The organism is Desulfobacterales bacterium (assembly GCA_034003325.1).
Taxonomy (GTDB): domain Bacteria; phylum Desulfobacterota; class Desulfobacteria; order Desulfobacterales; family JAFDDL01; genus JAVEYW01.
In genome coordinates this window covers 137400-152195 of sequence record JAVEYW010000008.1, presented here as the reverse complement: position 1 = coordinate 152195, position 14796 = coordinate 137400, and the positions used below count along the sequence as shown (strand labels likewise).

At 52.7% G+C, this 14796-nt stretch carries 12 protein-coding genes and 1 tRNA gene; 12 read left to right on the top strand and 1 reads right to left on the bottom strand.

From position 1 onward, the window contains the following. Positions 1–339 precede the first annotated feature (339 nt). Together RBT11_10650 and RBT11_10645 are read left to right on the top strand one after the other, a co-directional pair. Positions 340–2109 (top strand): sensor domain-containing diguanylate cyclase, encoded by a 1770-nt coding sequence (locus RBT11_10650; protein MDX9787228.1) that lies wholly within the window; start codon positions 340–342, stop codon positions 2107–2109. 48 nt (positions 2110–2157) lie between these two features. Beyond that, on the top strand, positions 2158–2793 hold the full coding sequence (locus RBT11_10645) for a hypothetical protein (GenBank protein MDX9787227.1): 636 nt from the start codon (positions 2158–2160) through the stop codon (positions 2791–2793). 1 nt (position 2794) lies between these two features. On the opposite strand, the gene RBT11_10640 is transcribed toward RBT11_10645, so the two are convergent. Next, entirely contained in the window at positions 2795–3703 is a 909-nt protein-coding gene (locus RBT11_10640; GenBank protein ID MDX9787226.1) for a TIGR01212 family radical SAM protein, read from the bottom strand. A 70-nt stretch (positions 3704–3773) separates the two neighbouring features. Between RBT11_10640 and mnmG the strand changes: the two genes are divergently transcribed. From mnmG to RBT11_10590, 10 genes are all read left to right on the top strand, one after another. Continuing rightward, the gene (mnmG, locus tag RBT11_10635) at positions 3774–5675 is read left to right on the top strand and encodes a tRNA uridine-5-carboxymethylaminomethyl(34) synthesis enzyme MnmG (GenBank protein MDX9787225.1); all 1902 of its coding nucleotides are present in this window, start codon (positions 3774–3776) and stop codon (positions 5673–5675) included. 214 nt (positions 5676–5889) lie between these two features. Then, entirely contained in the window at positions 5890–6804 is a 915-nt protein-coding gene (locus tag RBT11_10630) for a DnaJ C-terminal domain-containing protein (protein MDX9787224.1), read from the top strand. A 111-nt stretch (positions 6805–6915) separates the two neighbouring features. Continuing rightward, positions 6916–7458, top strand: a complete 543-nt coding sequence (gene hpt, locus RBT11_10625; protein ID MDX9787223.1) for a hypoxanthine phosphoribosyltransferase — start codon at positions 6916–6918, stop codon at positions 7456–7458. Next, positions 7455–9302 carry a DUF3426 domain-containing protein gene (locus tag RBT11_10620; GenBank protein MDX9787222.1) on the top strand — a complete coding sequence of 616 codons (1848 nt, stop codon included), beginning with the start codon at positions 7455–7457 and terminating at the stop codon, positions 9300–9302. The genes hpt and RBT11_10620 overlap by 4 nt, the downstream gene beginning before the upstream one ends. Positions 9303–9382: 80 nt before the next feature. Next, positions 9383–9459: transfer RNA gene (locus RBT11_10615), tRNA-Met, on the top strand. Positions 9460–9765: 306 nt separating this feature from the next. Continuing rightward, entirely contained in the window at positions 9766–12048 is a 2283-nt protein-coding gene (locus RBT11_10610; GenBank protein ID MDX9787221.1) for a proton-conducting transporter membrane subunit, read from the top strand. Next, the gene (locus RBT11_10605; protein MDX9787220.1) at positions 12030–12431 is read left to right on the top strand and encodes an MnhB domain-containing protein; all 402 of its coding nucleotides are present in this window, start codon (positions 12030–12032) and stop codon (positions 12429–12431) included. The genes RBT11_10610 and RBT11_10605 overlap by 19 nt, the downstream gene beginning before the upstream one ends. Further along, the gene (locus RBT11_10600) at positions 12432–12827 is read left to right on the top strand and encodes an NADH-quinone oxidoreductase subunit K (GenBank protein ID MDX9787219.1); all 396 of its coding nucleotides are present in this window, start codon (positions 12432–12434) and stop codon (positions 12825–12827) included. It begins immediately after the preceding gene. After that, positions 12824–14326, top strand: a complete 1503-nt coding sequence (locus tag RBT11_10595) for a proton-conducting transporter membrane subunit (protein MDX9787218.1) — start codon at positions 12824–12826, stop codon at positions 14324–14326. The genes RBT11_10600 and RBT11_10595 overlap by 4 nt, the downstream gene beginning before the upstream one ends. Beyond that, a complete protein-coding gene (locus tag RBT11_10590; protein MDX9787217.1) occupies positions 14323–14796 on the top strand; it encodes a Na+/H+ antiporter subunit E in 474 nt (157 codons plus the stop codon). The genes RBT11_10595 and RBT11_10590 overlap by 4 nt, the downstream gene beginning before the upstream one ends.

Sequence of the window (14796 nt, the reverse complement as noted above, 5' to 3'; positions counted from 1 at the left end):
ATTTGTCTATTAGGTATTGTAGCGCATGCGACCCTTCGGAGGCAAGCCCGCCGCATTGCTTTTCGACTTTCCCGCTTTTTCTGAATTTCCGGAAAGATAGGGCGATACATGATTGACTTTTGAAGCCGTATTGTTGTAGTTATACCCGCCTGCTTGTTCTTTCGGGGGGACCTTTTAACGAATGCATGCGTTCGTTTTCTTGCCGATCCAAAGATTCGACGATTGTATTTGATCTCAAAAGTTTAAACGGACCTTGACGCATTTTGGCGTAATCGCCGCCGCGGTCTCCGATTTTTTTCTTTGATATTGGCGATCTATTTCTTTTGTGGCATTGGGGTTATGGTCAGCAATGGCAATTCACATGATGGGGCACTCGAACCTATCCTAAACGGCAAGGGTGATACTTACAGCGCTTTGGAAGCTGTTCAAACCGGTATTGTGGGGATTGATGGGAACCGCCGGATTTTGATGGCTAACCGCGCGGCTATTGTGTTTCTGGGCATTGCGGACGCCGAGACACTTATTGGGCGGACATGCTACGGCGTTTTTCTTCAGGCGGACAGCCCCTGCGGGGATTGCCCCATTTCAACCCTCCGCAACTTTTCGTCTTTCCAAAAGGCGATCAGCAAAACAACAGGAAACGGTGACGACTGTTTTTTAAAGGAATATGTTTGCCCCTGGGGTGAAAATTATATCCTGACACTCAACAACGTGACACGGGAAATCGGGGCGCTTCGAAAGACCGACCTGGCCAGAAAAGAGTTTCAGGCAAAAAATGTATTGATTGAAAGGCATCGCCGGGAAGCCGTTGAGGAAAAACACAAGCTTGGCCGGTTGTTGGATTATTTGCCGGACGCTGTGGTGCTGGTGAATGCGGAGTTTTATATCGATCGAAAAAACAGTGCCGTTGCGGAACACTTGCCGGTCGGCCGGGCCGATACCTGCTATGGCCTCATCGGGTTGCGCACCCCCTGTGCGCACTGCCCGGCGAAGGACGGCTTTCATAACGCCAACGGCAAGAAAACGAATCATCTGATTGACGGCCGGTATTTGACCGAGATTATTATTGAATCCCCGGAGAATGATGGCGGGGTGCTTCTTTTCCGTGATGCGACGCGCCAGATTCAGTTGATTGAAAAAATCAGGGAGCAGCAGGAAACCATTACGCGAAAAAATAATATTCTTTCCAACATGGTGAACTTCGGCACCATGATGCAAAAAGAAAATAATCCGGAAAACGTCGCCGACTTTTTCCTGAATATGATCATGCCGGTTTGCCATGCCGATGCAGCCGCTCTTATCATCAACGACATTCGTCCGGGAAGTCTTTGGTTTACGGTCCGGCGCAACTTTGCCGAAAATCAGATGCTGCAACTGATCCGTGCCAGCCTTTCGGAGCGGAACGGCAAATTCGAGGTGAAATCGGTATTGCGGAACCATGGCTTTGCCAAGGACATACAGCAGATTGAAATCCTCGGAGGCGATGGCCGGTGCGTGGGAATCGGGTTTCTTGTCGCCGAGGCCGATAACGACAATCGGGATTTGATTTCGTTGTTTTACGAACCTCTTGGCGCGTACCTTCATAACCGCATCCTGATGCGCCGGTTGGAGGAGCGGGCGAACACGGATCCACTGACGGGGTTGTACAACAGAGGGTATTTGGATACCATTCTTTCGGAAGAAGAGAAGAAACACAAACAATACGATATCCCTTATGCCGTCGTGGTCGCGGATGTCAACCGGTTAAAGCAGGCCAACGATCAATACGGCCATGAGGCCGGAGATGCGCTTATCATCGCGGTCGCCCGAAGTCTTCAAGCCGCGACGCGCGATATGGATTGTGTTGCCAGAACCGGCGGGGATGAGTTCGTCATTTTGCTTTCAAATACGACTGACGCGGGTGCGCAGCAGGTGATCGCACGGTTTGTGACGACGGTTTTCAACGGGGTGACCATTGATGTGGGGGACGGGGAGACATTTCCGGTTGCCGTGAGTTTCGGTGCTTGCGGCGTCGATGCGATGGTCCCCGAAGCGTTGCTCAAAGAGGCCGATCGGCGAATGTATGCGGCAAAGGAAGCTTATTATCAAACCCACCAGCGCTATCGATGATAGGCACTGTCCGGTATTGAATTGGGGGGTCGGAAGGAGGAACAGGGGATGGGCAAGGAAGCTGGGAAGGATATTAACAAAAACCTGGAACTATTGGTTCACGCCACGGAGTCGATATTGCGTGGTGATTTTGACCAATGGGCCGCTGAAATTGATGCCGAGGGTATGCTTTCCGTGTTGGCTCAGAAGATAAATGCCTTGTTGGCCAACATGAGGAATGTCGAGACCCCGTTAACCAGCGCCGGCGAGCACGCCCCGAGCGCGGTGAGAAGCGCCAAAAATGTGATTGAGCTGATGGCGCATGCCACCGGCCAGGTGCTCGACAGCTCGGATCGGTTGACGGAGGAGATCGATGCCCTTGAAAAAGCCGCGGCGGAACTGCCTGCGGATACGGTGAATATCAAAAACAGGTTGACCCATTTAAAATCGCACCTGTTTGACATGATTGCGTCCCAATCCTACCAGGATGTCGCCAGACAAAAAATGGAGTTATTGATCAACGATCTCGGTCAGATTCGGGATTGGCTCGTGGAAGTGCTCGTCATTTTAAACATTCGAAAAGATGCGTCGCCGGAAAACCTGGAGCAAAAGGCGAAATTGTTGCGTGAGGTCAGCGGTGCCGGAACCTCCGATGAGATGAAACAGGATCTGGTGGATGATCTGTTGGCGGAGTTCGGGTTTTGATTTATCGGTATTTCCCCTGCCATGAGCCTTCTTTTTCGAGCTTGTTTTGTATCAACATCAAGGTTTGGTTTCTTTGCAAGGCCCAGGCCGGTGCCGCCAACTCGTCCGGATGCGGATCTCCAGTGAGCCGTTGAATCACTATTCCGGGGGAGAGGTGTTCCAGAAACCGACACACAAGATTCACATATTCCGATTGTTCAAGGCATTGGTATCGGCCGTCAACATAGTCTGTTTCAAGTGGGGTTCCTTTGACAACGTAAAGCAGATGGATTTTCACCCCGTCCACCCCCAGATCCGATAGGGCTTGCGCTGTCTCCATCATTTGTTGCGGACTTTCACCGGGCAACCCCAGAATCACATGCGCGCAGATTTTAATGCCGCGACCCTGCGTTGCCCGGACCGCCTTGCGAAAACAATCAACGGTGTGCCCCCGGTTGATGCGGGCAAGGGTTTCATCATGCGCCGATTGCAAGCCGTATTCCACCCAGATGAGATGCGTCCGGGTCAAAGAGGAGAGCAGATCGATGACCGGCTTGTTCACGCAGTCCGGCCGGGTGCCGATGGATAAGCCCGCGATATCTTCCACAGCCAGCGCCTCTTCATACAGGCGGGCAAGTTGTGATACGGGGGCATAGGTGTTGGAGAACGACTGAAAATAGGCGATAAATTTTTGGGCCTTATACCGCCTGGACAACCATTTTTTTCCTTGCAGGAGCTGTTCCGTGATGGATACGTTTTGGGCATGGGCGCCGGTGCCGGATCCTTTTTCGTTGCAAAAAATGCACCCACCCGTGGAAATCGTACCATCCCGATTGGGGCATGTAAGACCTGCATCCACGGTGATTTTCTGTACGCGGCAGCCGAATATGCCGCGCAGATGGGTATTCAGATCGTTGTATCGAAGGCGCATCGGATTGAACCTATGGTTGACCAAATCGTCAGACGATTATATAGCTTTCGAGGAAAAAAGGAAGAAAAAGATGACCCTCCACAAATACGATATGATAGTTGTCGGTGCCGGCCATGCCGGGAGCGAAGCAGCCTTGGCGGCGGCGAGAATGGGGTGCCGCGTGCTGTTGCTGGCGATTGATCTGGACAAGGTGGCTGCGATGCCCTGCAGTCCCTCGATCGGTGGAATGGCCAAGGGACAGCTTGTCAAGGAGATCGATGCGCTCGGTGGTGAAATGGCTAAAATAACGGATAAAACCGCCATCCAATACCGTACGCTCAATACCAAAAAAGGCCCCGCGGTTCATTCGTCCCGCACCCAAAACGATAAGATGCGTTACCATGCGGCCATGAAATCGGTCCTTGAAAAGCAGGCCGGACTGGAACTCAAGCAAGCCCTCGTGGAGCAACTGGTCGTGGAAGACGGCGCGGTTGTCGGCCTGATCGATCATTTTGGATGTCACTATCAGGCAAGGGCTGTTGTGTTGGCTACCGGCACCTTTTTAAGCGGTCTGGTTCATATCGGCTTTCGCACGATTCAGGCCGGCCGGGCCGGCGAGTTTGCCGCTTACGACCTGGCCGATAGCCTGAGCCGTCTCGGGTTTACCCTCGGGCGTATGAAAACCGGAACACCGCCCCGCTTGAAACGATCGAGCATCGATTTTGACGCGTTCACGCCGCAACCTTCCGATGAAAAGCCGATTCCTTTTTCCTTTTTTACCGAGAAGATTACCCTGCCGCAGTTGCCAAGCTACCTGGGGTATACCGATTCGACGGTGCATGCACTGGTTCGGAAAAACCTGAAGCATTCCGCGCTTCATGGCGGTATGATCAAGGGAACCCCCGCCATATACTGCCCCTCTTTTGAGGATAAGATTGTTCGGTTTCCGGACAAGGATCGTCACCAGATCATTTTGGAACCCGAGGGAATCGATACGGACGAAATCTATGCCAGCGGGCTGGGAAACAGTCTTCCCCTCGACATTCAGATTCAGGTCGTTCGATCCGTAAGGGGGTTGGAATCCGCTGAAATCATGCGCCCGGCCTATGCCATTGAATATGATTACATCAACCCCATTCAATTGCGGCCGACGCTTGAGACACGGAAAGTGGCCGGACTTTTTCTGGCCGGTCAAATCAACGGCACTTCGGGGTATGAGGAAGCAGCGGCCCAGGGGCTTTGGGCGGGAATAAATGCTGCTTGCAAAATTCAGGGACGCCCCCCCTTTATTTTGGATCGTTCGCAGGCCTATATGGGGGTGATGATAGATGACCTGGTTGTGCGCGGCACTCGGGAGCAGTATCGCATGTTTACTTCCCGTGCCGAGTACAGGCTGATGCTCCGTGAAGACAATGCGGATTTGCGGCTCATGGAGATCGGTCATGGCCTGGGGCTGATCAGCAAGGACGCGCTTGCGGATGTGAATGATCGAAAGGCCTTGATTCAAAAAGAAATCGAGCGCATTCGTGGTACCGTTATTAAACCCGATGCCATTGTGAACGCGTATCTGGCGGAACGAAACACGCCGCCGTTGTCTAACGGGGTGTATCTCGATCAATTGTTAAAACGGGCACAGATCGATTATAAGGCGGTTGATAATTTGGCAAAAAGCCCGTGGCCGATCAGTGAGAAGGTCGCCAAGCAGGTGGAGATCGAAATCAAATACGAAGGGTATATTCAGCGCCAGCTCAATGAAATTGAGAAATATCAAAATCTTGAGCGAATAAAACTTTCGGAGACCTTTGAGTATTTGAAAGTCCCGGGGCTTTCCAATGAGTTGAAAGGAAAACTGGCGGCACTTCGGCCGATTTCCCTTGGGCAGGCGTCCAGAATTGAAGGCATGACGCCGGCGGCTATATCCGTGCTGATGATCGCTCTCAAGGCCGCGAAAGGCGCAAAGCCAGCGGCTGCGGAGGAAAGTTTGAATGGATGATGGTTGAGCCGGAAAGGTACCGAGCTTGACACCATCCATCGGTTACCTTATTTTAGATAAAACATATTAATTATATTGTGAATTCTAAAAGCTTTGATCCAAAATGACGGTTGCTTTCGGTTCGTCGAAAACATCGTTTAAGATAGGTTCAATAAAGGAGCGTTTTGCATGAAGCGCCGCTGACAATGGGCGGGCGCGGGGAAGGGATTTGTATATGGCCGAAACGGATTATTATAAGGTGCTCGGCGTGGCCAAAAGCGCTTCCGGTGAAGAGATAAAAAAGGCCTATCGGAAGTTGGCCATGAAATACCATCCAGACAAGAACAAAGGGGATAAAGCCGCTGAAGAAAAGTTCAAACAGCTTAGTGAGGCTTACGCCGTATTGAGTGACAAAGAAAAGCGCCAGCAATACGACCAGTTCGGCGCAAACGGGTTTAAGCAGCGCTTTTCCGAAGAAGATATTTTCAGAGGATTTGACTTTTCCGATATCTTCAAAGACTTCGGCTTCGGCGGGGGCCGGTTTTCTTCCGGCGCAAAAGGGGCAAGACGCTTTTCTTTTTCCCAGGGGGCTCCTTTTGGCGGGGGATTCCAGGACCAGTCCGGAATGAAGGGCGAAGACCTGGTATATGAGCTGGGGCTTCAGCTTAAGGAAGTCGTTACCGGCGTTCAAAAGACCATCACCCTTCAACAGGGCGGGCGGGTGGAAAAGGTGTCGGTCACCATCCCCAAAGGCATGATCACCGGGAAGAAGCTAAGGCTTGCCGGTAAAGGCAATCCCAGCCAGTTCGGCGGGCCGCCGGGCGATCTTTATATCAAGGCCAAGGTGCTCAAGGATGCGCTCTATGATACGGACGGGTACGATCTGATTATATCCCGAAAAGTCAAGCTGACCGAGGCGGTTCTGGGAACCAGTGTGTCCATTCCCACGCTGGAGGGAAAGGAATTAAATCTTAAAATCCCAGCGGGAACCACTCATAAGACGAAAATGCGGCTGCCCGGGCAAGGGCTTCCCAAAATGAAAGAGGGCGGTTATGGGGATTTGTATGTGCAGATTCTGGTTTCCCTGCCCAAGAAACTGACGAAAGAGCAACGGGAACTCATCGAGAAATTGGCGGCAGCCGGCTTGTAACGACTCAAATTAATTGACAAGAGCATCTCACCCATGTACCGTGTTTCGTAACATGATTTACCGGGAAAAACTTTTTTAATTTAAATGCGGTGTTTTTTTAGGCCAGGGCCGATGCTGACAAATTTAACCCCCGTGCTCACAAAAGAGAAGATAGCGCACATTGTCGCTGAGCTGGCTCGGGATATATCGAATGATTATCAGGGCAGGCAATTGGTCCTTATCGGCGTACTAAAAGGCGCATTTATATTTTTGTCGGACTTGGTTCGCCATTTGACCATTCCGGTGGAAATCGATTTTGTGCGCGCCTCGAGTTATGCGGAGCAATCTTGTTCTTCCGGGCAGGTGATGCTTACCAAACCCGTTGAGATCGATATTGAAGGGAAAAACGTCCTCATCGTTGAGGATATCATCGACACCGGTTTAACGATCGTCTCCCTGATCGAATACTTAAAAGCCCTGAAACCTGCCGGAATTAAAGTGTGTGTTTTCATTGATAAGCATGAGCGCCGGAAAGTATTGTTTGACGCAGACTATGTCGGATATTCTACAGACAGGGGATTCTTGGTGGGTTACGGCTTGGATTACGCTGAAAAGTATAGGCACTTGCCCGGAATATTTGAAGTGGAACCAACAGCCAGTGAGGATATGCCATGATTGTTAGCTGTCAAAACTGCAATGCCCGTTTCAATCTGGAAGACGGCCTTGTGAAGGAATCGGGCTCAAAAGTCCGATGTTCCAAATGCAAACACATTTTCCTCGTGTACCCGGAAAAGACGTTGGATACGGATCCGGTTTTCCCTGATATGCCGGTTCAGGAAGAGATTGATTCCAAACCGCTTGCCGTTGTCGAGCCGGAAAATGCGGCCTCCGATTTCGCGCCTTCCCTTGGGGAGGAGCTTGATCTGTCTGAGATCGAAAAGATGCTTGAAACAGCGGCCGGCGATAAGGCGCCGGATGCCCTGAGCGCCGGGGCTGATACCATTGGTTTTCAGAAGGACACGTCGCCGGCGGAGCAAATGACGACGATGGGCGAGGGCGCGCTGGATTTGTCCGAAATTGAGAAAATCCTTGAAATGGAGCAGGACTCGAGCGACGACCTTGAAATTGAGCCGGAACCTGATGAGCTGATATTTGATCTGGATGATTCGGAAGATGGCCAAAAACCCAAAAATGGTTTAGGCGATTTTGACTTGGCGGACATAGAGAAGATGCTCGCGCAAGAGGCGGATGAAACCGAGGCGGCGCCTGCAGATAACCTTGATCTGTCCGATTTGGATCGTATGATGGAGACAACATCGAGCCCGGTTGAGACGCTGAAAGCCGGTGATGAACAGGAGGCCTTTAAGCTTGAGTCGGCGGATAGTGACGAACTGTTGCCTGCAGCCGAATCCGCTGAAGCCCTGGCCCCGGCTGTAGATGAGCTGGATTTCTCGGGTTTGGAAGCAATGATGGCGGAAGAAGCGTCCGCGCTGAAAGAGGACCTACAATTGGATGAAGAGACCGGGGAGTTGAGCCTGTCATTGGGAGACGATGCGGCTGACGGTATGTCGCAGGCTGCGGTTGCCTCGGAAGCATTGGATCTTTCGGAGCTTGATGGCCTGATGGCTGCCAAACCGAATGGACCCGTAACGGATACCGATATTGCCGACGAGGAGTTGTCTTTGGAAATGGAGCAACCGGCATCCAAGGTAGCAGCGGTGGCAGCGGCCGTTCCAGGTGAGCCTGAACTCGTATTTGAAGAAGAAGGCGAAGATGTTGGAACAGCGCAAATGCCGGCCAATGATGACTTGCCCATGGAAACCGAGGATCTGAATCTGGAGTTTGATGAAGATCAGTTGGATAATGCGGTTGTTGCTGAAGAGGAAAAGGCCGAAGACGACACCGCCGAGGCGGCGCCGGTGGCGGCTACCGACGCATTGGCGGCGGCTCAAAAACCGATTGTCGCGAAAAAGCGGAGCAATAAGCCGTTTATGATCATCTTGATGTTAATCCTTTTGGCCGGGGCTGCCGGGCTTGGATTTTTTTATTTGTCGGGCAAGGATATCAAGATACCTTTTCTTTCCGATTTGCAAAAGGCGGCGCCGGCTGATCCGGGGAACCTTCGGATTGCAACAACGGATGTGGACAGCCGCTTTATCGAGCAGAGCCAGATTGGCCGGCTTTTTGTGATTACGGGCAAAGTGCGAAATGATTACAGTGATGCCAGAAGCTTTATTCGGATAACCGGCCGGCTTTTTACGATAGGCAAGAAACCGGCGAATACGGAAACCGTTTTTTGCGGCAACATGATGAGTGATCTCGAGATTTCAACAGCGTCATTGGAGACGATAAAAAATCGGCTGGGGAATCGCACCGGCGACAGCAATGTCAATGTCAATATCAAGCCGGGCGAAGATCGGCCGTTTATGATCGTGTTTTCAAATCTGCCGGAAAAGCTTGAAGAGTTTACACTGGAGGTTGCCGGCTCCCAATCCGCAGTACCGATAACACAAAAATAAGTGGCTGATTTGGATTTCAACTTGACTTGCCCAATGGGAACTGTTAACAAAGCCCCCTGTTAAAAAATGGGGCTGATTAAGGCGATGTAGCTCAGTTGGTCAGAGCATGCGGCTCATATCCGCAGAGTCCGGGGTTCAAATCCCTGCATCGCCACCAAACAAATGATAACCCTCTGTGCAAGCAGGGGGTTTTTTTTATGCTTTACTGCTTTGTTTCTATCGGAATGGATAATTTTCTCAGTTTGTGCCAGGATTGAGAACCGAGAAGTTGGTCCTTGACCGCTCAATACGACCGGACCAAACCTGATGGCTTCGTATACCCCATCGATCGGGGGGTGATGGCCCCATATTATGAAATTTATGGTATTTCATACCCATTGGTTGCCATGGGTAAGGATTTGTTTTAAGATTACAAATTCGTTGATGGAATAAACTTCAAAGCATTCGGATCGGATTCGGATTGATGGGCATTCATACCGAAACCCGTGGATACGCGCATCCCCCGGCCATCGGATGGTGGTCGGCGCTGCTGCCGTTTTCGATTTTTCTGGCTGCTGCATCCCTGGTTCCGACAATGGCTTCGGGCGGCCGGATTGATCTTGCCCTGGACTGGATTCCCAGTTTGGGTGTGAGTCTGTCGCTGGCCATCGACGGCTTGAGCCTGCTGTTTGTCATGATTATCAGCCTGGTGGGCACAGCGGTCTATGTCTTTGCTGGTGAATATCTGGGAAGTCATCCGAAGCTCAAATGGTTTTATGTATTGATTTCCATTTTCATGCTCGCGATGCTGGGGCTCGTGTTGATGGACAATCTGCTGGCCATGTTTGTTTTCTGGGAACTGACGACCCTTTCTTCCTATCTGCTTATCGGATTTGAAAACGAAAGGCCCGAGGCCCGCTATAACGCCCGTCAGGCCCTGCTGGTAACGGGTGCGGGCGGATTGGCCCTGCTGGTGGGTATTTTGCTGCTGGGGCATATCGCCGGTAGCTACAGCATCGCGGATCTCATTCCGCAGGCCGACGTCATCCGTAGCCACCCGCTTTACCTGCCGGTGCTGGTTTTGATATTTGCCGGTGCATTTACTAAATCCGCTCAGTTTCCCTTTCACTTTTGGCTGCCCAACGCCATGGCGGCACCCACCCCGATCAGCGCCTTTCTGCATTCGGCCACCATGGTCAAGGCCGGCATCTATCTGCTGGCACGGCTGCATCCGGTGCTGGGCTGCACACCGGTCTGGATGCAGACACTGGTGACCATCGGGGGTATTACGGCGTTATGGGGTGCCATCCTGGCGATCGGGCAGGAGGATTTAAAGCGCATGCTGGCCTACACCACTGTTATGGCGCTGGGGATCATGACGATGTTCCTTGGCGGCCGAAGCACCCCGACCCTGACTGCGGCCGTCACTTTTCTGATGGTTCATGCCCTGTATAAATCTGCACTCTTTATGATTGTGGGAACTCTGGACTACCAGACCGGTACTCGGCTGCTGACCCAGATCGGGGGACTGTGGCGGACTATGCCGATCACCGCTGTTGCCACCGCTGCCGCGGCCCTTTCCATGGCCGGTTTCCCACTTTTTTTCGGCTTTATCGGCAAAGAAATCATGTACAAAGGTGCCTTGACCGAAGAGATGTTCCCACAGTTTGCCACCTTAGCGGCCCTTGTATCCAATGCCCTGATGACTTCGGTGACGGGTATTTTTTTCCTGCAGGTTTTTACCGGCCCTTTGAAGGCGCCTTCCGGGAGGCCGGCAGAGGCCGGGGTCGCGATGTGGATCGGTCCATTGGTTTTGGGATTTCTGGGTGTTATCTTCGGTCTATTCCCGGACTGGGTGGGCCGTCATATGGTGGAACCGGCTGTTCAGGCGTTTTATCCCAAAGCAGAGGATATTCACCTGAAAATTTTTTATGGCTTCAATGATCCGCTACTTCTCAGCGCCCTAACCCTGGCGCTGGGCGTTATCGGGTATGCCGGCCGGCAACGGCTGCGTAAAGCATCCGGACTTATCAAGCAGAACCAGCCAATCACAGGCTCTCAAATCTATGACCGTATGCTTTACATGACGTCGGCTCTGGCCGTCGTGCATACCCGCCTGGTGCAAAACGGCTCGCTCCAGCGGTATCTGAGTGTGATCCTCTTTTCGGTAGTGGCAGGAGTCGGTGCGACCCTTTTGACCAACGGCGTTGTGGTTCGATTGCCCTTGAACGTTGTGTTGGATGCAGCTGTTATTGAAATTCTGCTTTGCTTACTGATGTTTCTGGCCTTGATGGTCCTGCTTCTGGCCGGTTCAAGTTTGCTGGCTCTTTGCGCACTCGGCGTTATCGGGGCTGGATGCGCCATGATTTTTCTGTGGAACGGTGCTCCGGATGCGGCCCTGACCCAATTGCTGGTCGAAACGCTGACAATGATCATCGTCGCTAATGTTCTGCTTCGCCTGCCGGCCATGACCCCGCATCTGAGCAAACCCTCCCGGCTCCTTTTCAACGCGGGCATTGCCCTGGCTGCCGGAACTGTCGTGACCCTCCTGCTGCTGGCCTCTATCGCAGGGCACCTTGACCGCAGTATCACCTCCTATTATGAGACGTTAAGTGTCGTAAAGGCGAACGGCCGCAACATTGTCAATGTGATTCTGGTTGATTTCCGCAGCTTCGACACGATGGGGGAAATCATTGTGGTGGCTGTGGCCGGCATTGCCGGCGTGGCCCTGATCCGCCGGAGGCGTTCATGCGATCCATCATCCTGAGCACCGCAATCCGGTTGCTGGTCGCTCTTATTCTGGTTTTTGCCGTTTACCTGCTGTGGCGGGGACATCATCTGCCCGGCGGTGGTTTTGCGGCTGCGCTGGTGGCAGCCAGCGGCTTCGGGCTTTTTGCCATGGCCGAGGGGCCGAATTTGGTGTACCAGTCGCTGCGGATTGGCCCCCGGCAACTGGCCGCCGCGGGTCTGATTCTGGTTTCGACAACTGGAGTGCTGCCCATGCTCGTGGGGAAACCCTTTTTGACCGGCATCTGGTGGTCCCTGACCCCGGGGGTTTCGCTCGGAACGCCCCTGCTATTTGATATCGGGGTATTTCTGGTGGTTCTGGGTACAGTGCTTTCCCTGATTCTATCCCTGGAGGAAGCGTAAATGGAGTTAATGCTTCCAATTCTAGTGGGCGCCATGGTGGCCGTCAGCTTTTTTCTGATGCTCTGCCGTGACCTGATTCGATTCATTTTTGCCCTGATATTGGCCAGCAATGCCGTCAATCTGTTGATTCTGACGGCCGGACGAATTGGACACCTGGCCCCGCCGCTCATTACGGAAGGGCAAACCCTACCCTCCGGCCCCCTGGCCAACGCGCTGCCCCAGGCGCTGATTTTGACCGCGATTGTCATTGGATTTGCCCTGATATCCTTTATTTTCGTTCTTTTCTACCGGACTTATGCAACCCTTGGAACTGTGGACAGCGAGGCCATGCGGGTGGCTGAGCCTGTGGCATCCACAACAGATAAGGATTCAAAATCGCAGGAGATTTCGCAATGAGCGCCCTGCCGGCATCCGTTGTCATTGTTCCGTTGCTGTTTGCTGCTTTGGCCATGGGGATGCGGCTGCATCCCAGGCGTGCCCATGAACTGGCCGTGGCAGGAGCCGCACTGCACCTGATCCTGGGAGTGGCGCTTTTTGTCCAGGTTGCGCAAAACGGCATTCAGGTGGTTTGCATGGGGGCTTGGGACGCGCCTTTTGGTATCAGTCTGGCAGTGGATACCCTTGCCGCGGTCATGGTGGTTATAACCGGAATCATCGGACTTGCTTCGATCGTCTATGCAGGCAGCAGCATAGACGCCGATCTGGTGTCCAATGGGTTTTATGCGCTGCTGCATATTCTGCTGACAGGCATCACGGGCGCCTTTTTGACCGCCGATCTTTTCAATCTTTACGTCTGGTTCGAGGTCATGCTGATGAGTTCTTTCGGCCTTCTGGTCATGGGGCGGAAAAACATCCAGTTGGACGGCGGTGTCAAGTATGTGGCGATCAATATTTTTGCCACCTTGCTTTTCATTACCGCTCTGGGGCTGACCTACGGTATGACCGGAACCCTCAACATGGCGGACCTCCATTTAAAACTCGCCCATGTGGATCCTGTCGGCATGAGGACAGCGGTGGCCATGCTTTTTGTGGCGGCTTTCGGCATCAAAGCCGGCATTTTTCCGCTTTATTTCTGGCTTCCGGCTGCTTACCACACCTTGCCGCCGGCGGTGGCGGCCCTTTTTGCCGGGCTTCTGACCAAGGTTGGCGTGTATGCCTTGATGCGGTTGACGACCCTTGTCTTTGCCGTTGATTCGGCATTCATTTGCCGGGTTCTGCTGGTTCTGGCCCTGTTGACCATGACCAGCGGCGTTCTGGGCGCCGCAGCGCATAAAGATATTCGCCGCATTCTCTCGTTTCACATCATCAGTCAGGTGGGCTATATGGTGCTGGGGCTTGCCCTCTTCACGCCCATGGCCTTGGCAGGAGCGGTTTTTTACCTGATACACCACATCATTGTCAAGGCGTCCCTCTTTCTGGTAGGCGGCATGATATGGCACAGCGGCGCCAGTTTTGATCTGGATCATCTTGGAGGGCTTTATCACCGCAGGCCGCTGGTGGCTTTTCTCTTTTTTATTCCGGCCTTTTCCCTGGCGGGTTTTCCGCCGCTTTCCGGTTTTTGGGCCAAAATGATTTTGATTCGGGCAGGCATCGAGGTCGGCGCTGTCACTGCTGTGACCGTCGCCATTGTCGTTGGGCTTCTGACGGCTTATTCCATGACCAAAATCTGGGACAAGGCCTTTTGGAAACTTGCACCGAATCAGGCTGAAAAACAGGATCTGCCGCTAAACGGCCCATCGGCCTGGATGCTGGCGCCCGTGGCTGTGCTGGTACTATTGACTGTGGCCATCGGCTTTGGGGTTGAACCGGTTTACCGGCTGGCTTTAAAATCCGCCGAGTCTATGCTCCAACCCGATCTTTATATACAGGCTGTTCTGGGAAAGGGAGTGCCATGAACCTGTTGATCCTGAACACGATCCTGGCTATCGGGTTTTCCGCGGTATTGGGGGAATTTTCCTTGGGGGGCTTTGTGGCCGGCTTTGTCGTGGGATATCTTGCTCTGTGGGTTACCCGGTCTCTATATGGCCAGGAAGCTTATTTCAACCGGTTGTCTAAGGTGCTGCGCCTGATCGCTCATTTTTTGTGGCAACTCGTGGTTTCCAATTTGAGGGTGCTCTGGGATGTCATCACACCGTACCACACCAGCCGGCCGGGGATCATCGGCATTCCGCTGGATGCCCGAACGGATATGGAGATCACATTGGTGGCTAACCTGGTTTCTCTGACACCCGGCACATTGAGTCTGGATATTTCCGAGGACAGATCGATCCTTTATGTCCATGTCATGTTCATGGATGATATTGAAGTGGTGCGCGCTGAAATCAAGAACGGGATCGAGCGGCGCGTATTGGAGGTGTTTCGATGA